This window comes from Azorhizobium sp. AG788, from assembly GCF_943371865.1.
Lineage (GTDB): Bacteria > Pseudomonadota > Alphaproteobacteria > Rhizobiales > Xanthobacteraceae > Azorhizobium.
On record NZ_CALRWL010000019.1, the window covers coordinates 23,369 to 47,060 of the forward strand.

Consider the following 23,692-nt stretch of genomic DNA (forward strand, 5'->3'; position numbering starts at 1 on the left):
GGCCACGCCCTCGGGAGGAAACCACACATGCGCATCTTCATCCGCCTCGCGGCCACCGCTGCCCTTCTCTCCACGCTCGCCTCCGCGAGCCTGGCAGCAGAGCCGGAACAGACCAAGCTTTCCATCGCCGTAGGGTCGCAGATCCTGAACTACATGCCGCTGGCGCTCGGAGAGAAGCTCGGCTTCTTCAAGACCGAAGGACTGGATGTGACGATCCAGAACTTCCAGGCGGGCGGCAGCAAGGCGCTGCAAGCGCTCATCGGCGGTTCGGTGGATGCGGTGGTGGGCTTCTATGACCATACCATCCAGATGCAGGCCAAGGGCAAGGCGGTGCGCTGCGTGTTCCTGCTGAACGAGGTGCCCGGCATCGTGTTCGGGGTGCGCAGCGATCTGGCCGACAAGGTCAAGAGCGGCGCCGACTTGAAGGGCATGCGCATAGGCATCACGACGCCCGGCTCATCCACCGACATGATCGCCCGCTATTATGTGAAGAAGTCCGGCCTCGACCTGAAGGACGTGACCTTCATCGCCGCCGGCAGCGGCGCGCCGGGCATGGTGGCCCTGGAGAACAAGAATGTGGAGGTGCTCGGCTATTACGATCCCACCGCCACCCTGCTCGAGCGCAAGAATGCCGTGAAAGTCCTCTTTGACGGTCGCACCGTGGCCGGCTCGCAGGCCGCATTCGGTGGCATCTATCCCACCGCCTGCCTGTACCTCAACCAGAGTTTCATCGACAAGAATCCCGAGACCGTCCAACGGCTTGCGGATGCGCTGCTGCGCACCGTGCGCTGGATCCACGCCAATCCCACCGAGGTGGTCGTGGACGCCATTCCGGCGGGCTACAAACTTGATGATCGCGCGCTCAATCTCGAAATCATGAAGGCATCGACGGCGCTATTTTCTAAAACCGGCCTGTTCGATGCCGAGGCTGTGAAGACGCCGCTGGCAGTACTGTCGTCTTATGACGACGCCATTGCCAAGGCCAACATCGACCTGAGCAAGACCTACACCAACCGGTTCGCAGAAGAAGCCGCCAAGCGGATTCCGTGACCGCATGCGCCGTAGCGCGGCCTCGCCAACCGCAGCACCGGCGCCACAGGAGCGTTTCACATGACCTTGCCGCTTGCGGGCGTGCGCGTACTCGATCTGTCCAACGTCCTGGCAGGACCATTCTGCGGCTACAATCTGGCCCGCATGGGCGCCGAGGTGATCAAGATCGAAAACCCCAATGGCGGCGATCTGGCCCGCCGCCTGGGTGCCGACCCTGCCATGGCCGCCCGGCTGATGGGCCTGTCCTTCATGGCGGTGAACGCCGACAAGCAGTCGGTCGCGCTCGACTTGAAGAAGACCGAGGGAAAGGAGCTGTTTCTGAAGATGGTGGAAAGGGCCGATGTGGTGCTGGAGAACTTCCGCCCGAAGGTGATGGCCCGCCTCGGCCTCGACTATGCGGTGCTGAAAGCGCGAAACCCGCGCATCATCTACTGTGCCATTTCCGGCTTCGGGCAGGATGGCCCCTGGGCGACCCGTCCGGCCTATGACCAGATCGTCCAGGGCCTGTCAGGGGCCATGAGCGTGACCGGCGATGCCCAAAGCGCGCCGCTGCGCACCGGCTTTCCCATCTCCGACACCATCGCCGGCCTCACCGCCGCCTTCGCCATCGCCTCGGCTTTGGTGGAGCAGCGCCAGAATGGGCGCGGCCGCATGATCGACGTGTCGCTGCTGGAATCTACCCTGGCCGCCATGGGCTGGGTGGTGTCCAACCATCTCAATGCCGGCGTCGTGCCCCAGCCCATGGGCAATGAGAACTTCACCGCGGCCCCGTCCGGCACCTTTGCCACCGCCACCGGCCCGCTCAACATTGCCGCCAACGAGCAGCGCCAATATGAAACCCTGTGCCGCCTGATCGGCCGCGAGGATCTGGCCTGCGACAGCCGCTTTGCGGATCGCCAGGCCCGCAAGCAGCACCGGACCGCCTTGAACCGGGAGATCAATGCCGCCCTCGCCGCCCGGCCGGCGGCGGAGTGGGAGGCCATGTTCAATGCGGCGGGCGTGCCGGCGGGGTGCGTGCTCACGGTGCCGGAAATCCTGCGCGAACCGCATATCGTCGGGCGGGGCTTCGTGGAGAGCATTTCGGGGACGCACGAAGACGGCGCGCTCAAGGTCACCAGACCGGGCTTTCGGCTGGACGAACCGTTTGCGGTGCCCATGGCACCCCCCGAACTCGGGGCGGATACGCGCAGCTGGTTGCGCGAGCTGGGGCTGGACACCGCCACCATCAACCGCCTTGCCAGCGACAAGGTGGTGGCTTGCGCGACCCTGCCGGATCTGGGGCCGCTTGCCGAAGCAGCCCAGTAGTCAAGCTCCAATGGCGGCGCCCGACCCGTGGATGCCGCCCTTCCAATGACCGCCAGAGAGGCCATGATGACCCACTCCCCCGAGCGCACGGCGATCGCGGACTATTGGAGCACCGCGATCTGCAACATCGCGCCCTCGCGGATCGCCTTTCGGGGCTATCCGATCGAGCAGTTGATCGGCGCCGTGTCCTTTCCGGCCATGATCTGGCTGATGCTGCGCGGCGACCTGCCGACGCCGGCGCAGGAGGCCTTACTGGAGGCGGCGCTGGTCGCTTCGGTGGATCACGGGCCTCATGCGCCATCCATCGCCATCGCCCGCATGTCTGTGTCCTGCGGCCTGCCGCTGAACGGGGCCATGGCCTCCGCGCTCAATGCCCTGGATGACGTGCATGGTGGCGCGGGCGAGCAGGCGGTGGAGCTCTATGACGACGTCCTGGCCCGGGCCGACGCGGGGCTTGCGCTGGATGACGCCGCAGCCGCGGCCATTGATGCCTTCATCGTCGCCAAAGGCGCCTATCTTCCCGGCTTCGGACATCGCTTTCATCCGGTGGATCCCCGCTCCGGCCGGCTCCTGGACTTGGTTGAGAACGCACGGTCGGAAGGGGCCGTATCCGGCAGCTATGCGGAAGCAGCGCGCGCCATCGAGCGGGTTTTGCATTGCCGCAAGGGCAAGCTGATCCCCATGAACATCGATGGCGCCTCGGCGGTGATCTACGGCGAACTGGGCTTCGCCGCGCCGCTGGCACGCGGCATTTTCTGCCTCTCCCGCGCCGTCGGCATCCTGGCCCATGCCTGGGAGCAGACCGGGCGCAAGGAGCGCAACAAGGGGCCGATCCCGCGCAGCTTCGCCTATGGCTACACCGGCGTCGCAACCCGGGACGTGCCGCAGCCATGATGTATCTCGCAACCCCACCGGAGGTGATCGAGACCCGCGTCGTCACCACCATGCCGAAGCGCTTTCGCCGGACCGGCGTGCGCAGCGCCTGGGCCGATGCCAACAAACAGGGCACGCCGGTGGATGGCTTCATCGAGGGGCCGGCATTCGATGCTGACGGCAACCTCTACATCGTGGACATCCCGTTCGGTCGCATCTTCCGGATTACCCCCACCGGGGACTGGGCATTGGTGGCGGAGTATGACGGTGAGCCGAACGGACTGAAGTTGCATCAGGACGGGCGAATCCTCATTGCGGACTATCGCAACGGCCTGCTGGCGCTGGATCCTGGGTCGGGTGCTGTGAACACGGTGCTGGGTCGGCGCAATTCGGAAGCCTTCAAGGGGCTCAACGATCTCGCCATTGCCGCGAACGGCGATATCTATTTCACCGATCAGGGCCAGACCGGGCTGCATGATCCCACCGGCCGGGTGTTTCGACTGAGCCCGAATGGGCAACTCACCTGCCTGATGGCCAACCTGCCCAGCCCGAACGGACTGGTGCTCGGCCCGGATGACACGGTGCTGTTCGTGGCCATGACCCGCGACAATTCTGTGTGGCGCGCCCCATTGCAGCGCGATGGGTCGGTCTCGAAGGTCGGGCGATTCTGCACGCTGTTCGGCACCAGCGGACCGGACGGGCTGGCCATGGATCAGGCCGGCCGGCTGGTGGTGGCCCATGCCTCCCTGGGGCAGGCGTTCATCTACGCCCCTGATGGCGCGTGCGTGGCGCGGATCGCATCCTGTGCCGGCCCCAGCTGCACCAATGTCGCCTTCGGCGGGCCCGACCGGCGGCAGCTCTTCATCACCGAATCCGCCACCGGAACCGTTCTGGTGGCGGACATGGAGCATCCCGGCGTGGTGCTCCCGCGGTCCTAGCCCCACGTCGCCTTCGCTCGGCAGGAGGCTTGCCCTCACACCAGCATCTGCATATCGCCATCCACCGCGATGGCCTGGCCGGAGATCGTCGCCGCCATGGGGGACGACAGGAACACCGCCATATTGGCCAGATGCTGGGGCGGGATCAGACACTTCAGTGATGTAGCGGACAGGGCAAGCGCCTGAACCTCAGCCATGGACACGTTGCGCTCACGGGCCTTGTTCTCGAACACCGAGCGGATGCGCGGTCCATCCACCGAGCCCGGGAGGATGGCATTGGCGCGGATGCCGAACTCGCCCAATTCCATGGCGAGCGACTTGATGAAACCCACCACGCCCCATTTGGCCGCGGCATAGGGTGTGCGCAATGGAAAGCCGAACCGGCCGGCCGCCGAGGAAATGCCGATGATGGAGGGATTGGTGCTGGCTTTCAGCGCCGGCACCGCAAGACGCGTGACATTGAAATGCCCGGTAATGTCGACCGCCAAAGTCCGATCCCAGTCGGCGGGATCGATCTGATCGACGCGGCCCGTGGGGCCGGCGATGCCGGCATTGTTCACCAGTACGTCCAGACCGCCAAGGCGAGACAATGCGCCGTCCATGAAGCGCTGGACCGACGCGCGATCAGAGACGTCACAGAGCGTTCCCGTGAGACTGGGGTCGTTCTGCGGGAGCAGCGCCAAGGCGGCCTCATCCACGTCACACACTTCCACCCGCGCCCCTTCGCGGGCAAACGCGCGGGCGATCTCCAGCCCAATCCCCCCAGCACCCGCGGTCACGATGGTGCGCAAGCCGGCAATTCCCAGGTCCATGGCGTTTCTCCCTCGGCATTCGCCGTTTTCTCTTGTGGCTCACGCGGGCCCCGGTTCAGTCCGGCAGGATCCCGCGTGAGAGAATGAAGTCGCCGGCATGCCAGATGTCGGCAAGGAGGGCTTGGCGCACCGCCGGGCCATCGCGCCGGTGGAGCGCTTCCACCAGCGCGGCGTGGTGGATATGGGCCTCGCCGCCGCGCACCCGCTCCGGGCCGGCCTGGAAGTCCAGATTGAGCACCGGGCCGATCTGGAGCCACAGGCTCTCGATCATGCCGAACAAGATCGGCATCCGGGCCGCGCGATAGAGGGCGAAATGCAGATCCTTGTTGAAATGCATCGCCGCCGCCCCATCGGGCCGCGGCTTCTCGCGCTCGGCGGCGAACAGGCGTTCGCAGCGGTTGATTTCCGCAAGATCCGACGCATCGGCGTTCAGGGCTGCGGTCTCGGCCGCAAGCCCTTCCAGACTGGAGCGGATCAGCCGCAGTTCGATGAAGCGGGCCCGCGACATCAGCGGCACCCGCACCGCCCGGTTGGGCAGCACCTCCAGGGCATTCTCCGCCGCCAGGCGCGAGACCGCTTCGCGCACCGGCATGGCGCTGGTGCCTATGGCGGCGGCGAGGCCGCGCAGCGTGAAGCGTTCTCCCGGCGCCGCACGCCCCGCGAGCAGCAACTCCTTGAGATCGCGATAGACCGTATCCGCCAACGTGAGGCGCACGATCTTGCCCATGCGGTCGCCGAGCGTGGGATCAAGCGCCTGTGCGGGGTCTTCGGGGAGTGACTTGTCTTCCATCACCATCGTCTGCTATGTGTGATCACAGATAACAGATTGCCGAGCCAATCGGCAACCATTCCGTTGAAGGATGCAAGGAGGAGCCGCCGGCCTCGGCGTCAACCTGCTGCAAATCCAGCGCGGAGCCATAGGGAAGACGCCACGCCATGACCGACACGCCCACCACTACGATTCTGTCTGCGTCCCTTCCGCGCCGCCGGGTCCTCCAGGGGCTCGGCGCCGCTGCCTTTGCCGGCGGCCTCGGCATGCCGGCCATCGTCCAGGCCCAAGCCGACACCATCACCTTTGGTCACTTGACCCCGCTCACCGGCTTCCTCGGGCCGCTGGGCGCCTATGGGCAGATGGGCGTGCAATTGGCGGTGGAAGAGATCAATGCGGCCGGCGGCGTGAATGGCCGCAAGGTCAATCTGATCATGGAAGACAGCGTCAATCCCGCCACCGCCTCAGCAAAAGCCGAGCGCTATATCGAGCGCGACAAGGCAGCGGTGATCATCGGCGAGATTTCGTCCGCCTCCTGCCTCGCCATCGCCCAGGTGGCGGCCCGCAATAAGATCGTGTTCGTGAATACCGGCGGCAATTCCGATGCCCTGCGCGGCAAGGACTGCAGCCGCTACATGTTCCATGTGGAAGGCGCCAACACCCAATATGTGAAGGCGGTCGGCGCCGCCATGGTTCGCGACGGCCTGGTGAAGGGCAAGAAGTTGTTCTTCCTCACCGCCGACTATGCCTTTGGCCACGATCTGTCCCGCGTCGCCAAGCTCTATATCAATGCCAATGGCGGCCAGGTGATCGCCGACGAACTGGTGCCCACCGACGCATCGGATTTCTCCGGCTACATGCTGAAGATCCGCCAGGCCAAGCCCGACGTGGTGATCTCCAATCTCGCCGGCAACCAGATCACCAACTTCATCAAGCAATATGCGGAATTTGGCCTGCCCTACCCCTATGGCGGGTTCGGCTTCGACACCGCCGTGGCCTGGGGTGCCGGCAAGGGCAATTTCGGCGGCCTGTGGCCCTGCATCTGGCACCATGACGTGGCAGCCCCCGCTTCGAAGGCCTTCGTCGCCGCCTTCGTGAAGAAGTTCGGCAAGCCGCCGGAGAACCAGGCCTGGGGCGACTATGTGGCCACCAAGACGGTCGCCCGCGCCATGACTGAGACCAAGAGCACCGACAGCGCCCAGATCATCGGTTTCTTCGAAAAAGAGCCGAAGCTGGACATCCTGAAGGACCGCCAGGGCTATTATCGCGCCTGGGATCACCAGTTGATCCAGGAGATGTACACCATCACCGCCAAGCCCGTGGCCGAGGTGAAGGACCAGTGGGATCTCATGGTGCTCGGCAAGGCCGTCCCCGGCCCCAATGACGCGCTGGATGCCATCGCCCCCACCCCGTCGGAAAACGCCTGCACCTTCCCCACCTGAGCGCCATCGGCGCCCCCTTGCCCACAAGGGGGCGCCCCAACGCCTCGCATCCTGCGCCTCCCGAGCCGGCGGCGCAGCATGTCGCTTGCAGCAGCCCCGCGCACTGGCCGCCCTCAGGACGGAAATCGTCATGCCCGTTGAACTCGTCTTTATGATTGAGCAGCTGCTCAATGGTTTGCTGGTGGGCGTCGCCTATCTGTTGATTGCGCTCGGCCTGTCGTTGATTTTCTCCCTCGGCGGCATCGTCAATCTGGCGCATGGGGGCTTTTATGCCATCGGCGCCTATATCGCCGTCGAGGTCGGCAACCGCTTCGGCTTCGCCGCCGCCTTCATCGCAGCGCCCCTGTCGGTGGCGCTGATCGGCGTGGTGGTGGAGCGAGTGCTGTTCTCCCGCTTCTACCGCGCTGATCCGATCCTGAGCCTGCTGCTCACCTTCGGGCTGGCCATGGTGATCGAACAGGGGCTGCGCATGGCCTTCGGCGCCACGCCGATCCCCTTTGCCATACCGCCCTTCCTGCGCGGACAGGTGTTCATCGGCGAGTTCATCTATTCCCGCTACCGCATCGCCATTCTGGTGGTGGCCGCCGTGGCGGTGCTCGGGCTGTGGCTGCTGCTCCAGCGCACCGCCTTCGGGCGCGTGGTGCGGGCGGGGGTCCAGAACCCAGACATGGTGGGCGCCCTCGGCATCTCGCTCACCCCCTACATGACCGCGGTCGCCGCCATCGGCATCGGCCTGGCGGGGCTGGCCGGCGTCATGCTCGCGCCCATTTCCGGCGTGCATCCGGCCATGGGGGTGGAGATCCTGACCGCCTCCTTCGTGGTGGTGGTGATCGGCGGGCTCGGCTCGTTCTGGGGCGTGGTCGCCGCCGGCCTCCTGGTGGGGGTGGTGCGCGGGCTCACCGTCTATTTCATCCCCCCCGCCGCCGAGGCCTCCATGTACCTGCTCATGCTGCTGGTTCTGCTGATCCGGCCGCGCGGATTGTTCGGCGAACGCATTCTGCGGTTCGAGTGAGGAGGCGACCATGCTTCAGCCCAGCACCAGCCTCAAAGCCCTGCCCGCCAGCCCCGCCAAAGGGAGCACGATGCTCGCGCGCCATGCCAATCTGCTCATCGCCGTCGCCGGCCTGATCCTGCTGCCGCAATTGGTCTCGGCCTTCGGACTGACCCTGACCTCGGCCACCGACATCACCATCCTGGCTTTGGCCTGTATGGCTCTCAATCTGCTGGTGGGCTACACCGGCCTCGTCTCCTTCGGACACGGCGCCTGGTTCGGCCTCGGCGCCTATGGCGCGGCACTGCTGCAGCGCCACATCTTCCCCGATGCCGGACTGATCCTCGCCCTGCCAGCCGCCGCCCTGGTAACGCTGGCCGCCATCCCCATTGGATTTGTGGTGCTGCGGCGGCGCGGGGTCTATTTCTCCCTCCTCACCCTCGCTTTCACCGCCCTGCTCTACACCGTCGCCTTTCGCTGGACCGACTTCACCGGCGGCGAAAACGGCCTCGGCGGCGTCAAGCGCGGTGCCGCATTCGGGGTGGATCTGGAACAGGCGTGGCCGTTCTATCTCGTCGTCGCCGGTCTGGCGCTGGCGGTGGTCTATGCGTTGCAGCGCTTCGTGCGCTCGCCGCTGGGCTCCGTGCTGGTGTCGATCCGCGAGAACGAGCAGCGCGCCCGCTTCATCGGCTACAACACCACCCTCTACAAATTGGCCTGCTTCGTCCTGTCTGCGGGCATCACCTCGTTTGCGGGCGCGATGATGGTGTTCCACCATCGCTTTGCGTCCGCCGACCCGGTGAGCATCGCCTTTTCCGGCGAATTGCTGGCCATGGTGGTCATCGGCGGCATGCGCTCCTTCCTCGGCCCGGCGCTGGGTGCGCTGTTCTTCGTGCTGTTCCGCGAATGCCTGTCCATGTGGACGCCCAACTGGCTGTTCTGGTTCGGCCTGCTGTTCGTGGGTTTCATCGTCTTCTCGCCCACGGGCCTGGTGGGCGTGGCCGCCCGCCTCCTGGCGCCGTTACGCAAGAAGCGCGAGGAAGACGCCGCCATGGGCCAGCGCGTGGGCGCCGAGCTGCGGCCCCTGCCCGCGTCCCTCACCGCCCACGCGCCCTGGCGTGAGGCCACCCCGATCCTGGTGGCGGAAGGCCTTGCGCGATCCTTCGGCGGCATCAAAGCGGTGCAGGCCGGCGCGGTCGCGGTTCGGGACAAGACCCTGCATGCCCTGATCGGCCCCAACGGCGCCGGCAAGACCACCGCCTTCAACCTCATCTCCGGCATGTTCCGCCCCGATGCGGGCGAGATCCGCCTTGCCGGCGAGCGGATCGATGGGCTTGCCCCGCATCAGGTCTGCGCAAAGGGATTGGCGCGCTCGTTCCAGATCACCAATCTGTTCCCCACGCTCTCGGTCTACGAAAACCTGCGCCTCGGCGTGCAGGCCACCCATGCCCGGCGGTTCGATCCCTGGACGGACGCCGGCTCGATCCGCGAGATCGATGCCGATACGCGGGAAATGATCGCCTTTCTCGGCGTCACCGGCATGGAGAAGGCTGAAGCCGGCGCCCTGTCCTATGGCGGGCAGCGCCTGCTGGATATGGGCCTGGCCCTGACCGCGCGCCCCCGCGTCCTGCTGCTGGACGAGCCTCTGGCGGGCTTGGCCGCCGCCGAGCGCACGCGGGTGTCGAACCTCATCAAGCAGATTTCCGGCGCGGTGCCGGTGCTGCTGGTGGAACATGACATCGACCGGGTGTTCGAATTGGCGGACGCCGTCACCGTGATGGCCGACGGCGCGGTGCTGGTGGACGGCACGGTGGAAGAGGCCCGCTCCGACAAGCGGGTGCAGGAGGTTTATATCGGCTCCGGCGCCGCAGCTCTTGCTGCCCGGGATCTGGCCTCGGCCGCGACCGATCAGGTGATGCTCAAGCTGTCCAAGGTGGACGCCTTCTACGGCAAGAGCCGCATCCTCACCGAAATCTCGCTCGAAGCGCGCGAACACGAAATTCTCGCCCTGCTGGGTCGCAATGGCGCGGGCAAGTCCACCTTGCTCAAGACGATTGTCGGCACGGTGAGGCCCGCCAGCGGCTCGGTGAAACTTGCGGGGCAGGAATTGGCCGGCCTCTCCTCGGCAGCCGTGGCCCGCCGAGGCGTCGGCTACGTCCCGCAGGGCCGCGCCTTGTTCCACGGCATGAGCGTGCGCCACAATCTGGAGCTGGGACGGCTCAAGCGCATCACCGGTGCCGGACGCCACTTCAGCGAAGAGGAAGTGCTGGACCTGTTCCCCCGCCTCAAGGTGCGCCTGGATACGGCGGCGGACCTGCTCTCCGGCGGCGAGCAGCAGATGGTGGCGGTCGCCCGCGCTCTCATGGGCGACACCCGCGTGCTGCTGCTGGATGAGCCGTTCGAGGGGCTGTCCCCGGCGGTGACGGAGGAATTGTTCGATGCCTTCGACCGGCTGCGCCATCAGCTTACGCTGATCATCGTCGATCATCATCTGGACGTGGTGCTCAATCTCGCCGATCGCGCCGTGGTGCTGGAGCGTGGACAGGTCATGCACGAGGGCCCTGCCCGCCCGCTCGCCCGCGATCTGGATCTGCGCCGCAAGGTGCTGTGGCTGTGAGCCCCACTGACCGCAGCCGCCCCTCTCCTTCCCGTTGAAAGGCGTTTCATGACCAAGATTGCCATCATCGGCTCCGGCTTCATCGGACGGGCCTGGGCCATCACCTTCGCCCGCGCCGGTTTCGACGTGGCGTTGGCCGACCAGGCCACAGACGCGCCCGAGGCGGCGCTGAGCTATATCGAAGGCGTCCTGCCCGCCCTTGCGGACAATGACCTGCTCAACGGCCACAGCCCGGCGGCTGTACGCGCCCGCCTATCCGCGGCGCCCTCCTATGCGGCGGCACTGGATGGGGCGGTCCACGCCCAGGAAAATGCCCCGGAGGTGCTGGCGATCAAGCTGGCCCTGTTCGCGGAGCTCGACCGTCTCGCGTCACCGGAGACGGTGCTGGCCAGTTCCACCTCCGCACTGCTCCCATCGGCGTTCTCGGAAGCCCTCCCGGGCCGGCATCGGGTGTGCGTCTGCCACCCGATCAATCCGCCCTATCTGATCCCGGCGGTGGAAGTGGTGCCCGCCCCCTGGACCAGCGCCGAGACCATGACCCGTGCCGGCGATCTCATGCGCGCAGCCGGCCAGTCGCCCATCGTCATGAAGCGGGAACTGGACGGCTTCGTCATGAACCGCATGCAGGGCGCCTTGCTGGAGGAGGCATTCCGGCTGGTGGCCGAGGGCTATGCCAGCGTCGAGGACATCGACGTGGGCATCCGCGAGGGGCTGGCGCTGCGCTGGTCGTTCATGGGTCCGTTCGAGACCATCGATCTTAACGCTCCCGGCGGGGTCGCGGACTATGTGGCCCGCTATCAGCAGATTTACGAGCGCATTTCGCCCAGCCAGTGGCACCGGGTGGATTGGGCCGGCGACGTGCTCGGCACCGTTCTGGCAGAACGCCGCAAGCGCCTGCCGGAAGAGGAGCTGCAGGCCCGCCAGGTATGGCGCGACCGCCGGCTGATGGCCCTCGCCGCGCACAAACGCAAAGCCGACCAGGACTTCGGCGCCTGACGCCCCCTCCCCGCCATTCCAAGAAAGGTTGTTCCCCATGACCGAGACCTCAGCCCCGTCCAAGTCTGCCCGCAAGGTGGTGATCACCTGCGCCATCACCGGCGCCATTCACACCCCCACCATGTCGCCGCATCTGCCCATCACCCCCGACGAGATCGTCGCCGATGCCCTGGCGGCGGCGGAGGCCGGCGCGGCGATCCTGCATCTGCATGCCCGTAATCCGGAGACCGGCCAGCCGGACCAGACCCCGGAAGCGTTCGGCCGCTTCCTGTCGCGGATCAAGCAGGCCACCAATGCGGTCATCAACATCACCTCTGGCGGCAGCCCCTATATGAAGGTGGAGGAGCGGGTTCTGCCCGCTGCCACCTTCAAGCCGGAAGTGGCATCGCTGAACATGGGCTCGATGAATTTCGGGCTCTATCACCTGCTGGACAAATATAAGGACTTCAAGTTCGGCTGGGAGCGCACCCATCTGGAGAACACCCGCGATCTGGTGTTTCGCAATACCTTCAAGGATATCGAATATATCCTGCACACCTGCTACGACAATGGCACCCGCTTCGAGTTCGAGTGCTACGATATCGGCCATCTCTACAATCTGGCCCACTTCCTGGATCGCGGCCTGGTGAAGCCGCCGCTGTTCGTGCAGTCGGTGTTCGGCCTGCTGGGAGGCATCGGCCCGCATCCAGAAGACGTGATGCACATGAAGCGCACCTGCGACCGGCTGTTCGGCGATCAGTATCGCTGGTCGGTGCTGGGGGCGGGGCGCAATCAGCTGCCGATCGCCGCGATGGCCGCCTCCATGGGCGGCAATATCCGGGTGGGGCTGGAGGATTCCCTATGGGCCGGGCCGGGCAAGCTCGCCACATCCAACGCCGATCAGGTGAAGCTCGCCCGCAAGATCATCGAGGGCCTCGGCCTCAACGTGGCGACCCCCGATGAAGCGCGCGAGATCCTCGCCCTGAAGGGCGCCGACAAGACCAATATCTGAGGGACATCGCCGTCCCGGCACCACGATAACCGGCTGGCCTCTCGCGCCCGCCGGTCATCGGCTCATGCCCGGCCGACAGAAACCGTCCTTCCGCCCCGGCTCAGCTGCGCAGGCCGGGGGCCTCCTGGCCGGTGCGGGCGACATATTCGGTATAGCCGCCGCCATATTGGTGGATGCCGTCCGGGGTCAGTTCCAGCACCCGGTTGGACAGGGCCGCCAGGAAGTGGCGGTCATGGGACACGAACAGCATGGTGCCCTCATAGCTCGCCAGAGCGGCGATGAGCATTTCCTTGGTGGCCATGTCCAGATGGTTGGTGGGCTCGTCCAGCACCAGGAAATTCGGCGGATCATAGAGCATCTGCGCCATCACCAGCCGCGCCTTCTCGCCACCCGAGAGCACCCGGCAGCGCTTCTCCACATCGTCGCCCGAGAAGCCGAAGCAGCCGGCCAGCGCCCGCAAAGAGCCCTGCCCCGCCTGGGGAAACGCCTGTTCCAGCGACTGGAAGATGGTGAGGTCGCCATCCAGCACTTCCATGGCGTGTTGGGCGAAATAGCCCATCTTCACGCTGCCCCCGACCGCAACCGAGCCATCATCGGGCTTGGTGGACCCAGCCACCAGCTTGAGCAGGGTCGACTTGCCGGCGCCGTTGACGCCCATCACGCACCAGCGCTCCCGGCGGCGCACATGGAAGTCCAGCCCTTCATAGATGGTGCGGCTGCCATAGCTTTTGTGCACATTCTTGAGGCTGACCACGTCCTCGCCGGAACGCGGGGCCGGCTGGAATTCGAACGACACCGCCTCGCGGCGCTTGGGCGGCTCCACCCGGTCGATCTTGTCCAGCTTCTTCACCCGGCTCTGCACCTGCGCCGCATGGGAGGCCCGGGCCTTGAAGCGCTCGATGAACTGGATTTCCTTGGCCAGCATGGCCTGCTGGCGCTCGAACTGCGCCTGCTGCTGCTTCTCGGCCTGGGCGCGCTGCTGGGCGTAGAATTCGTAGTCGCCGGAATAGGTTGTGAGCGAGCCGCCGTCGATTTCGATGATCTTGGTGACGATGCGGTTCATGAATTCGCGATCATGGGAGGTCATGATCAGCGCGCCTTCATAGCCCTTCAGGAAGGACTCCAGCCAGATCAGGCTTTCCAGATCCAGATGGTTGCTCGGCTCGTCCAGCAGCATGGCATCGGGGCGCATGAGCAGGATGCGGGCGAGCGCGACGCGCATCTTCCAGCCGCCCGAGAGCTTGCCCACGTCGCCGTCCATCATCTCCTGGCTGAAGCCCAGGCCTGCCAGAACCTCGCTGGCCCTGCCCTCCAGGGCATAGCCGCCCAGTTCCTCGAACCGGCCCTGGACCTCGCCATAGCGCTCGATGATCTGGTCCATCTCGTCGAGCCGGTCGGGGTCGCCCATGGCGATCTCCAGCTCTTTCAGCTCGGCGGCAACACTGCTCACCGGCCCTGCCCCGTCCATCACTTCGGACAAGGCGCTGCGGCCGGCCATGTCGCCCACATCCTGGCTGAAATAGCCGATGCTGATGCCGCGGTCGGTGGAAACCTGGCCCTCATCGGGCGGCTCCTGGCCGGTCATCATGCGGAACAGCGTGGTCTTGCCGGCGCCATTGGGGCCGACGAGGCCAACCTTCTCGCCCCTCAGCAGGGCCGCGGAGGCCTCGATGAAGACGATCTGCTTGCCATTCTGCTTGCCAATGTTGTCGAGACGAATCATGCGGGCACGGACCTGAGGATGTTGCCGGGGGACTTAAGCCATGTGGCGCCGCCACGGAAGAGGTTGCACCGCACTGCCGTCTCAGCGCATTGACCGGGCGCCGACGTAATCCTACTCAAGAGATCCGGGAACGGCTCGAAGCAGCCGGCCGGGAGGGAACGCCGCCAGGAGAGGCCCATGGTCGCTCACCATCTCATGCTGGCCCATGATCCGTGGCTGGTTGGCCTTTCGCTGCTGATTGCGGCCCAGGGCAGCTACGTCAGTCTCCTGCTGGCGGATCAGGTCGATCGGACCGTCGGACTTCACCGCCGGCTGGCCTTGGCGGCGGCGGCGATGACCCTGGCGGTCAGCATCTGGTCCATGCATTTCGTCGGCATGCTCGCCGCCCGCTTTCCGGTGACGGTCGAGTTCCTGATCCTGCCGACCCTGATCTCGTTGCTGATCTGCATCCTCATGGTGGGAGCGGGCGTGCTGATCGTCCACGCGCCGCTGCCGCGCGCGCTGCGCATCGGCGGCGGCGCCCTGGCCATGGGGACAGGCGTCACGGTGATGCACTATGTGGGCATGTCCGCCATCGACATGGCCGGACACATGCACCACTCGCTCGGCTATGTGGTGGGCGCCGCGGTGATCGCGGTCGCGGCCAGTGCGCTCGCCTTGTGGCAGATTGAGCGGCCGATGGTGGCGGCCTCGCGCATGGCGTCGGCCATCATTCTCGGCCTGGCCATTTCCGGCATGCATTATACCGCAATGGCGGGCATGAGCGTGATGCCCGATGCCGTCGGTGGGGCCGGCACCGCCTTGCCGAGCCTCTCCCACGACGTGATGGCCATGACCGTCGTCGTGGTGTCGTTCTTGATTTCCGGCGGCTTCCTGGTGTCGCTGATGCCGGAGCGCGTGCCGGCCGCCGCCTCCGCGCTGGCCCCCGCCGGCCCGCTGGCGCCGCTGCACCACCGCCAGATCCCGCCGCAGGTGCCCCATTCGGCAGTGAGGGGCAGCACCGCGCCTCAGCTGTCCCCGGTGGCGATTCCCCCGCCGGAGGGCGACGGGACCGAGCCGATTGCCTCCGGCACCATTAGCCCGCCCGCCCCGCCCTCAGGCTGGCCGGCCTTTGCCTCCGAGATCGAGGTCGAGAAAGATGGGCACCGCCGCGCGCTCCCGGTGGGCGCCATCGTGTTCGTGCGCGCCAATGCCCGCTACACCTACATTTCCGATGGCGCGCATGAGTTCTTTTGCCCCTCGACCATTGGCGAGGTCGAGGCGCTGCTGGATCCTGCATGCTTCATGCGGGTCCACCGCAGCTACATCGTCTCCCTCCCCCACGTCGAAGCCGTACGCCGCGTGGGCGATGCCGGCGCGGCGGAGATCGATGCGGCCGTGCAGCGCAGCATCCCGGTGGCCCGCGCCCGCTTCTCCTCGCTGAAGCAGCGGGTGCAGGCCACAAAGGCCTGAAGCGGCGCTTCAGCAGCCGCATTTCATGTCGATGAGACAGCGGACCTTACGCACTTCGTGCACCGGAAGCGGCGGTTCGTGCGCGACCTAAGCATTTGATTCCTTTCCCCTTGTTGCTGCATCGCACCCCCGGCGAGCCTTGTTGGAACAAGCCCAATGTGGCGCCAGGGAGGGGAAGGCATGATTCCCGGATCGTTCGAATATTACCGGCCCGCGAGCCTCTCCGAGGCAGTCGGCCTGCTCGCCCGGCTGGGCGAAGAAGCCCGGCCGCTGGCCGGCGGGCACAGCCTGATTCCCATGATGAAGCTGCGCATGGCCACGCCCGAACATCTGGTGGACCTGCACGGCATCGCCGACCTCAAGGGCATCCGCCAGGAGAACGGCCAGGTGGTGATCGGCGCCATGACCACCCAGGCCGAACTGATCGCCTCGGACCTGCTGGCGACCCACCTGCCGCTGCTGCGGGAAACCGCTTTGCTCATTGCCGATCCGCAGGTCCGCTATCTCGGCACGCTGGGCGGCAACGTCGCCAATGGCGATCCCGGCAACGACATGCCGGCGGTGATGATGGCCCTTGATGCCAGCTATCAGGCCGTCGGGGTCGGCGGCGCGCGCGATATTCCCGCCCGGTCCTTCTATCAGGGCGCCTATTTCACCGCGCTGGAGCCCGGCGAGATGATCGCCTCGATCTCGATCCCACAGCCGCAGGCCGGCAACGGCGCGGCCTATGAGAAGCTGAAGCGCAAGATCGGCGACTATGCCACCGCGGCGGCAGCCGTGGTGCTCACCCGGAGTGAGGGCCGCATCACCTCCTGCGCCATCGCCCTCACCAATGTGGCCGACACCCCGCTGCTGGCGGAGGAGGCCGCGCAGATCCTCATCGGCTCGGCCCTGGATGCCGAAAGCGTCGCCAAGGCCGTGGCCGCCGCGGAGACGATCACCAATCCAGCCACCGACGGCCGCGGCACCGCGGCCTATCGCACCAAGATGGCCGGCATCATGCTCCGGCGCGCCCTGGCGCGCGCCTTCGAGCGCGCCGCCGCCTGACCCCCTTCCCCCCTGCGAGGACGCGACATGGCGAAAGTCCACGTTTCCATGACGGTGAACGGCGAAGCGGTGGAGGGGCTCACCGAGCCGCGCACGCTGCTGATCCATTTCATCCGTGAACAGCTCCTGCTCACCGGCGCCCATATCGGATGCGAGACCTCCCATTGCGGCGCCTGCACGCTGGATATGGACGGCATGTCGGTGAAAAGCTGCACCCTGTTCGCCGTGCAGGCCCAGGGCGCCCATATCACCACCATCGAAGGAGTGGCGAGCGCAGACGGCACGCTCAGCGCGCTCCAGGAAGGCTTCCGCATGATGCACGGGCTGCAATGCGGCTTCTGCACCCCCGGCATGATCCTGCGCGCCCACCGACTGCTGCAGGAGACTCCCGATCCCACCGAGGCGGAGATCCGCTTCGGCATCTCCGGCAACATCTGCCGCTGCACCGGCTACCAGAACATCGTCAAGGCCATTCAATACGCCGCCGCCAAGATCAACGGCGTGCCGTTCCAGGAGGCTGCGGAATGAACGACCAGACCCCGACACGGGAACAGCGCGAAGCCCGCCTGGAAGGCATGGGCTGCAAACGCAAGCGGGTGGAAGACGTCCGCTTCACCCAGGGCCGCGGCAATTATGTGGACGATATCAAGCTGCCCGGCATGCTGTTCGGCGATTTCTGCCGCTCGCCCTATCCCCATGCCCGCATTGTGCGCATCGACACCAGCAAGGCCAAGGCGTTGCCCGGCGTGCGGGCGGTGCTCACCGCCGCGGATCTCAAGCCGCTGAACCTGCATTATATGCCCACCCTCGCCGGCGACGTGCAGGCGGTGCTGGCGGACGAAAAGGTGCTGTTCCAGAACCAGGAAGTGGCCTTCGTCATCGCCGACGACCGCTATATCGCCGCCGACGCCATCGAATTGATCGAGGTGGACTACGAGCCGCTGCCGGTGCTGGTGGACCCGCACCTCGCTTTGGCCCCGGATGCGGTGATCCTGCGGGACGACATCGCCGAGAAGACCGTCGGCGCCCACGGCCCCCGGCGCCATCCCAACCACATCTTCAACTGGCAGATGGGCGACAAGGACGGCACCGACACCGTCTTCGACACTGCGGCCGTCACCGTGAAGGAGACGTTTTACTATCACCGCACCCACCCCTCGCCCCTGGAGACCTGCCAGGCGCTGGCCTCCATGGACAAGATCAAGGGCGAACTGACCCTCTACGGCACCTTCCAGGCGCCACATGTGGTGCGCACGGTGGTGTCGCTGATCTCGGGCCTGCCGGAGCACAAGATCCACGTCATTGCCCCGGACATCGGCGGCGGGTTCGGCAACAAGGTGGGCGTCTATGCCGGATATGTCTGCGCCGTGGTGGGATCCATCGTGCTCGGCAAGCCGGTGAAATGGGTGGAAGACCGGATGGAGAACCTCTCCACCACCTCGTTCGCCCGCGACTACCACATGACCACGGAACTGGCCGCCAGCGCCGAGGGACGTATCCTCGCCATGCGCTGCTATGTGCTGGCGGACCATGGTGCCTTCGATGCCTGCGCCGACCCGTCCAAATGGCCGGCCGGCTTCATGAACATCTGCACCGGCTCCTACGACATACCGGTCGCCCATCTGGAAGTGGATGGCGTCTATACCAACAAGGCGCCCGGCGGCGTCGCCTATCGCTGCTCGTTCCGGGTCACGGAGGCGGTCTATGCCATCGAGCGCGCCGTGGAGGTTCTGGCCCAGAAGCTGGGCATGGACAGCGCCGACCTGCGCCTGAAGAACTTCATCCGCCGGGAGCAGTTTCCCTACCACGCCGCATTGGGCTGGGAATACGATTCCGGCGACTATCACCTGGCCATGGACAAGGCCATGGCGGCGGTGGATTACCGCGGCCTGCGGGCCGAGCAGACCGCCGCCCGCGCCGCGTTCCAGCGCGGGGAAACCCGCCAGATCATGGGCATCGGCGTTTCGTTCTTCACCGAGATCGTCGGGGCCGGGCCGTCGAAGAATTGCGACATCCTGGGCGTTGGCATGTTCGACAGCTGCGAGATCCGCATTCATCCCACCGGCTCGGTCATCGCCCGCATGGGCACCAAGAGCCAGGGCCAGGGGCATGAGACCACCTACGCCCAGATCCTGGCCACCGAACTGGGCATTCCCGCCGACGACATCATGATCGAGGAGGGCAACACCGACACCGCCCCCTATGGCCTGGGCACCTATGGCTCCCGCTCCACCCCCACCGCGGGCGCCGCCACCGCCATGGCGGCGCGGAAGATCCGCGCCAAGGCGCAGATGATCGCCGCCCATCTGCTGGAAGTGCATCACAATGATCTGGAATGGGACATCGACGGCTTCCAGGTGAAGGGCCTGCCGGAGCAGCGCAAATCCATGAAGGAGATCGCCTGGGCCTCCTACAACCAGCCGATCCCCAATCTGGAGCCGGGCCTGGAGGCGGTGAATTATTATGATCCGCCCAACATGACCTATCCGTTCGGCGCCTATTTCTGCGTGATGGACATCGATGTGGACACCGGCGTCGCCAAGATCCGCCGCTTCTTTGCCCTGGATGACTGCGGCACCCGCATCAATCCGATGATCATCGAGGGCCAGGTGCATGGGGGCCTCACCGAGGCGTTCGCCGTCTCCATGGGGCAGGAAATCCGCTATGACGAGATGGGCAATGTGATGGGGGCGTCCTTCATGGACTTCTTCCTACCCACGGCGGTCGAGACCCCCCATTGGGAAACCGACTACACCGAAACCCCCTCACCCCATCACCCCATCGGGGCCAAGGGCGTGGGCGAGAGCCCCCATGTGGGCGGGGTGCCGTGCTTCTCCAACGCGGTGAACGACGCCTTCTCCTTCCTCGGCACCACCCACATCAACATGCCGCACGACGCCTGGCGGATCTGGGAGGTCGGCGAGAGACTGGGCCTGCACCGGTCATGACGACGGGCGTGGGCGCGTCCAAGCGCCCACGCTTTCGAGAGTTTTGGGCGCACGCGCGCGCCCTCCCCTCGCGGCCCCTGGTGAGGCGATGACCCACACTTCCCCATCCGACCCCACCGCCGACCGCGCCGCCATTGCCCGGCGGCTCGCGGATGCCGGCTATGTGGCCGACCGCGACCTCGCCACCGCCTTGTGGTTGATGGACCTGCTCCATCGCCCGCTGCTGCTGGAAGGCGCGGCCGGGGTGGGCAAGACCGCGGTGGCCCAGGCGCTCGCCATCGTCCACGACACCCGCCTCATCCGCCTGCAATGCTATGAGGGCCTCGACCAGAACGCCGCCCTCTATGAATGGAACTACCAGCGCCAGATCCTCGCCCTGAAGGCCCGGGAGGCCAGCGGCGACAGCCCCGACGTTATCGAGGCGCAAATCTTCTCGCCCGCCTATCTGCTGGAGCGCCCGCTGCTGGCGGCGATCCGCGCCGAGCGCTCGGTGGTGCTGCTGATCGACGAGGTGGACCGCGCCGACGAGGAGTTCGAAGCCTTCCTGCTGGAGATTCTGTCCGACTTTCAGGTCACCGTGCCGGAGCTGGGGACGCTGGCGGCCCGCTCCATCCCGCGGGTCATCCTCACCTCCAACGGCACGCGCGAAATCTCCGATGCGCTGCGCCGGCGCTGCCTCTACCATTTCGTCGACTTTCCCGCCGTGGACCGGGAGGCGGCGATCCTGAAGGCCCGGCTGCCGGGCATCGACACCGCATTGGCGCTGCAGGTGGCCCGGTTCGTCCAGGCGGTGCGGCGGGAGGATCTGCGCAAGGCCCCCGGCGTCGCCGAAACGCTGGATTTCGCCGCGGCGCTGACCGGTGTCGGCCTTGCGGACCTGCGCGGCGACCGCGAACTGGTGCACGACCTGCTCGCCACCTTGCTGAAGACCCAGGAAGACCGCAACGCGCTGCCGCGCGAAGTGGTCGATCGCCTGCTGACCCAGGTGGCCTGACCCATGCCTCACGCCCAAGGCCGCCCCGCCTCCGATCCAACCCACCCGGCCCCGCCCGCCGGGGAAAGGGTGCGGGCGCGGCTGGCGGGCTTCGTCCGCGCGCTGCGCGACAATGGCTTTGCCACCGGGCTCAGCGAGAGCGCCGACGCGCTGCGCCTACTTGCCCATCCAGGCCTGACGGATGCCGCCACCTTGCGCTCCGCCCTCCGGGCGCTGTTTGCCTCCCGCCACGGGGATTTGGCGCGCTTCGATGCGGTGTTCGACGCCTATTGGTTCGAACGCAACCTCAAGCCGGCGGTGCGCATGGCGGACACGCGGCGCTTGCCCAGCAGCGCCCCCGGCCTCCCCGGCGCCAACCCGGCCGGAACGGGTAGCGGACCGCCCCAGCGGGTCGACCGCAGTCCCGCAGCCATGGACACCGCGACACAAGGCGATGGCCGACAGGGCGGGGCGAGCGCCGACGCCGTTCTGACTGCCACCGACTTCCGCCATCTGGTCGATCCCGCGGAACTGGCCCGCGCCTATGCGCTGGCGCAGCGCCTTGCCGGGGCCATGCGCGCTCGGCTGACCCGTCGTCACCGCGCCGCCCATTCCGGCTCAAGGCTCGATCTGCGCCGGACCCTCCATCGCAGCGTCGCCCGCGGCGGGGTGCCGGTGGATCTCGTCCGTCGGCGGCGGCGGGATCAGCCGCTCAAATTGGTGATCCTGCTGGATACGTCGGGGTCCATGAGCCCCTATATCAGCGTGTTCGTGCGCTTCATGCACGGGGCGCTGGACAGCTTCCGCCAGGCCTCCGCCTTCGTATTCCACACCCGCCTGATCGATGTCACCGACGCCCTGAGAGAGAAAGACCCGCAGCGGGCCGTGGACAGCCTCGGCCTGATGGCCCAGGGCATGGGCGGCGGCACCCGGATCGGCGAGAGCCTCGCCACCTTCAACCGCTGGCATGCGGCGCGCACTTTGCGCGGGCGCACCGCCCTGCTGATCGTCTCTGACGGCTACGACACCGGCGCGCCGGATCTGCTCGCCCGCGAGATGGCCCAGGTGCGGCGGCGCTGCCGGCGGATCGTCTGGCTCAATCCCATGATCGGCTGGCGGGACTACAGCCCCGAGGCCGCCGGGATGAAGGCGGCGCTGCCGTATGTGGACCTGTTCGCCCCCGCCCATTCCATCGAGAGCCTGGAAGCCCTCGAACCCTATCTGGCCCGATTGTGACCGCGCCGGCCGTGACCGAGGAGGTTGCCATGACCCTGCCGCTGGAGACGTTCGCCATCATTCGCGCCATGCAAGAGCGCGAGCAGCCGTTTGCGGTGGCCACCGTGGTGCGGACGGTGGCGGTCACCGCCGCCAAGGCGGGGGCCAAGGCGGTGATCCTGCCGGACGGAACGGTGCTGGCCGGCTGGATCGGCGGCGGCTGCGCCCGGGGCGCCACGTTGAAGGCGGCGCGAGAGGCCATCGCCGATGGCCAGCCACGGCTGGTTTCGGTGCAGCCGGAGGATCTGCTGGCGGACCTCGGCGTGCATCCGGGCGAGACCCGTGGCGGCATCCGCTACGCCAGCAACATGTGCCCCAGCCAGGGCTCGATGGACATCTTCGTGGAACCCGTCCTGCCGCGCCCGGAACTGGTGGTGATGGGCGCCTCGCCGGTGGCCATCGCCTTGGCGAGCCTCGCCCCGCAGTTCGGCTTCCAGGTCACCGTCGCCGCCCCCGCCGCCGACCACGGGAAATTCGCCGGCGCCGACCGAATGATCACCGACTTCGCCCTGCCCACCGCCAACGGCCTGCGCCTGATCGTGATTTCCACCCAAGGCTCCGGCGATCTGCCCGCGCTCACCGCAGCGCTGGCAGCGGACGCCGCGCATGTGGCGTTCGTCGGCTCGCGCCGGAAGGCGGCGACGCTCGGCGAGAAATTGCAGGCGGCCGGCGTTCCGCAGGAGCGCATCGCCGCCATCAAAGCCCCGGCGGGGCTCGACCTCGGGGCCATCACGCCGGAGGAAATCGCCTTGTCCATCCTGGCCGAGCTGGTGCGGGTCCGTCGCGGCCGCCAGCGCGACCTCACTCAATAGCAGCGGAGACGTTCCCATGGATATGACCGGTTCACAGCTGATCGCCGCCTCACCGGCGACGGCCTGGGCGGCCCTCAACGATACCGAGGTGCTGCGCCGCTGCATCCCCGGATGCGAGAGCATCGAGAAGCTGTCCGACACCGAGATGACCGCCGCGGTGGTGCTGCGGGTCGGGCCGGTGAAGGCCGCGTTCAAGGGCAGCGTGACCTTGTCCGACATCGTGCCGGCGCAGGGCTACACCATCACCGGCGAAGGCTCCGGCGGGCTGGCGGGCTTTGCCAAGGGGGTGGCCAAGGTCGCCCTCGTCCCGGAAGGCGAGGGCACCATGCTCAGCTATGAGGTGCGCGCGGACGTGGGCGGGAAGATCGCGCAACTGGGCGCCCGCCTCATCGACGCCACCGCCAAGAAGCTGGCGGGCGAGTTCTTCGCCACCTTCGGCGAGATCGTCGCGCCAAGCCCGGCGGCCCCGCCGGTGGATGAGGCTCCCGCTGAAGCCAGCGCGGACGGGGCGCCAGCGGCCGGCGGCAAAGGGTGGCTGGGCGGGCTGTTCGGCAAGGCGACCACCGCCACCCTCCTGGCCGGCGCGCTGCTGCTGCCGCCCTGCTGCCTCAGCTTCAGCCATGCCCATGCGGCCGGCGAACGGGCCTTCCCCATCTGCTATGGGCTGCGCTGACCGGC

Annotated in this window: 20 protein-coding genes; 17 read left to right on the forward strand and 3 right to left on the reverse strand. The window is 66.9% G+C overall.

From position 1 onward, the window contains the following. The first annotated feature begins 27 nt into the window (after nucleotides 1-27). The 4 genes from AAG816_RS13005 (at nucleotide 28) to AAG816_RS13020 (ending at nucleotide 4,166) form a co-directional block, all read left to right on the forward strand. The gene (locus AAG816_RS13005) at nucleotides 28-1,050 is read left to right on the forward strand and encodes an ABC transporter substrate-binding protein (protein ID WP_341990069.1); all 1,023 of its coding nucleotides are present in this window, start codon (nucleotides 28-30) and stop codon (nucleotides 1,048-1,050) included. 60 nt (nucleotides 1,051-1,110) lie between these two features. Next, nucleotides 1,111-2,355 (forward strand): CoA transferase, encoded by a 1,245-nt coding sequence (locus tag AAG816_RS13010; RefSeq protein ID WP_341990070.1) that lies wholly within the window; start codon nucleotides 1,111-1,113, stop codon nucleotides 2,353-2,355. Nucleotides 2,356-2,421: 66 nt separating this feature from the next. Beyond that, a complete protein-coding gene (locus tag AAG816_RS13015; protein WP_341990131.1) occupies nucleotides 2,422-3,249 on the forward strand; it encodes a citryl-CoA lyase in 828 nt (275 codons plus the stop codon). Further along, entirely contained in the window at nucleotides 3,246-4,166 is a 921-nt protein-coding gene (locus AAG816_RS13020; protein WP_341990071.1) for an SMP-30/gluconolactonase/LRE family protein, read from the forward strand. Before AAG816_RS13015 ends, AAG816_RS13020 begins: the two co-directional genes overlap by 4 nt. 35 nt (nucleotides 4,167-4,201) lie before the next feature. Here the strand turns inward: AAG816_RS13020 and AAG816_RS13025 are convergent, their stop codons facing one another. Together AAG816_RS13025 and AAG816_RS13030 are read right to left on the reverse strand one after the other, a co-directional pair. Continuing rightward, nucleotides 4,202-4,978 (reverse strand): SDR family oxidoreductase, encoded by a 777-nt coding sequence (locus tag AAG816_RS13025; protein ID WP_341990072.1) that lies wholly within the window; start codon nucleotides 4,976-4,978, stop codon nucleotides 4,202-4,204. A 55-nt stretch (nucleotides 4,979-5,033) separates the two neighbouring features. Beyond that, complete coding sequence (locus AAG816_RS13030) at nucleotides 5,034-5,768, reverse strand: GntR family transcriptional regulator (protein ID WP_341990073.1); 735 nt, start codon at nucleotides 5,766-5,768, stop codon at nucleotides 5,034-5,036. 146 nt (nucleotides 5,769-5,914) lie between these two features. Here AAG816_RS13030 and AAG816_RS13035 point away from each other — a divergent pair, with 146 nt between their 5' ends. The 5 genes from AAG816_RS13035 to AAG816_RS13055 all read left to right on the forward strand — a co-directional run bounded on the left by AAG816_RS13035 (nucleotide 5,915) and on the right by AAG816_RS13055 (nucleotide 12,784). After that, the gene (locus AAG816_RS13035) at nucleotides 5,915-7,189 is read left to right on the forward strand and encodes an ABC transporter substrate-binding protein (protein ID WP_341990074.1); all 1,275 of its coding nucleotides are present in this window, start codon (nucleotides 5,915-5,917) and stop codon (nucleotides 7,187-7,189) included. Nucleotides 7,190-7,319: 130 nt separating this feature from the next. Next, nucleotides 7,320-8,201 carry a branched-chain amino acid ABC transporter permease gene (locus AAG816_RS13040; protein ID WP_341990075.1) on the forward strand — a complete coding sequence of 294 codons (882 nt, stop codon included), beginning with the start codon at nucleotides 7,320-7,322 and terminating at the stop codon, nucleotides 8,199-8,201. Nucleotides 8,202-8,271: 70 nt separating this feature from the next. Then, complete coding sequence (locus AAG816_RS13045; protein WP_341990132.1) at nucleotides 8,272-10,797, forward strand: branched-chain amino acid ABC transporter ATP-binding protein/permease; 2,526 nt, start codon at nucleotides 8,272-8,274, stop codon at nucleotides 10,795-10,797. A 48-nt stretch (nucleotides 10,798-10,845) separates the two neighbouring features. Next, nucleotides 10,846-11,793 carry a 3-hydroxyacyl-CoA dehydrogenase gene (locus AAG816_RS13050; protein WP_341990076.1) on the forward strand — a complete coding sequence of 316 codons (948 nt, stop codon included), beginning with the start codon at nucleotides 10,846-10,848 and terminating at the stop codon, nucleotides 11,791-11,793. A 37-nt stretch (nucleotides 11,794-11,830) separates the two neighbouring features. Beyond that, nucleotides 11,831-12,784 (forward strand): 3-keto-5-aminohexanoate cleavage protein, encoded by a 954-nt coding sequence (locus tag AAG816_RS13055; protein WP_341990077.1) that lies wholly within the window; start codon nucleotides 11,831-11,833, stop codon nucleotides 12,782-12,784. 100 nt (nucleotides 12,785-12,884) lie between these two features. On the opposite strand, the gene AAG816_RS13060 is transcribed toward AAG816_RS13055, so the two are convergent. Then, nucleotides 12,885-14,507 carry an ABC-F family ATP-binding cassette domain-containing protein gene (locus AAG816_RS13060; RefSeq protein WP_341990078.1) on the reverse strand — a complete coding sequence of 541 codons (1,623 nt, stop codon included), beginning with the start codon at nucleotides 14,505-14,507 and terminating at the stop codon, nucleotides 12,885-12,887. A gap of 177 nt (nucleotides 14,508-14,684) precedes the next feature. Here AAG816_RS13060 and AAG816_RS13065 point away from each other — a divergent pair, with 177 nt between their 5' ends. The 8 genes from AAG816_RS13065 to AAG816_RS13100 all read left to right on the forward strand — a co-directional run bounded on the left by AAG816_RS13065 (nucleotide 14,685) and on the right by AAG816_RS13100 (nucleotide 23,687). After that, a complete protein-coding gene (locus tag AAG816_RS13065) occupies nucleotides 14,685-15,959 on the forward strand; it encodes an MHYT domain-containing protein (protein ID WP_341990079.1) in 1,275 nt (424 codons plus the stop codon). Between the two features lie 180 nt (nucleotides 15,960-16,139). Beyond that, nucleotides 16,140-17,006: a xanthine dehydrogenase family protein subunit M gene (locus tag AAG816_RS13070; protein WP_341990080.1), complete on the forward strand. Its 867-nt coding sequence runs from the start codon at nucleotides 16,140-16,142 to the stop codon at nucleotides 17,004-17,006. Nucleotides 17,007-17,033: 27 nt separating this feature from the next. After that, the gene (locus AAG816_RS13075) at nucleotides 17,034-17,534 is read left to right on the forward strand and encodes a (2Fe-2S)-binding protein (protein ID WP_341990081.1); all 501 of its coding nucleotides are present in this window, start codon (nucleotides 17,034-17,036) and stop codon (nucleotides 17,532-17,534) included. After that, complete coding sequence (locus AAG816_RS13080; RefSeq protein WP_341990082.1) at nucleotides 17,531-19,954, forward strand: aerobic carbon-monoxide dehydrogenase large subunit; 2,424 nt, start codon at nucleotides 17,531-17,533, stop codon at nucleotides 19,952-19,954. Before AAG816_RS13075 ends, AAG816_RS13080 begins: the two co-directional genes overlap by 4 nt. 88 nt (nucleotides 19,955-20,042) lie before the next feature. Then, nucleotides 20,043-20,948 carry a MoxR family ATPase gene (locus tag AAG816_RS13085; protein WP_341990083.1) on the forward strand — a complete coding sequence of 302 codons (906 nt, stop codon included), beginning with the start codon at nucleotides 20,043-20,045 and terminating at the stop codon, nucleotides 20,946-20,948. A 3-nt stretch (nucleotides 20,949-20,951) separates the two neighbouring features. After that, complete coding sequence (locus tag AAG816_RS13090; protein WP_341990084.1) at nucleotides 20,952-22,163, forward strand: VWA domain-containing protein; 1,212 nt, start codon at nucleotides 20,952-20,954, stop codon at nucleotides 22,161-22,163. A gap of 29 nt (nucleotides 22,164-22,192) precedes the next feature. Next, nucleotides 22,193-23,014: an XdhC/CoxI family protein gene (locus AAG816_RS13095; RefSeq protein WP_341990085.1), complete on the forward strand. Its 822-nt coding sequence runs from the start codon at nucleotides 22,193-22,195 to the stop codon at nucleotides 23,012-23,014. Nucleotides 23,015-23,030: 16 nt separating this feature from the next. Next, nucleotides 23,031-23,687, forward strand: a complete 657-nt coding sequence (locus tag AAG816_RS13100; protein ID WP_341990086.1) for a carbon monoxide dehydrogenase subunit G — start codon at nucleotides 23,031-23,033, stop codon at nucleotides 23,685-23,687. Nucleotides 23,688-23,692 lie beyond the last annotated feature (5 nt).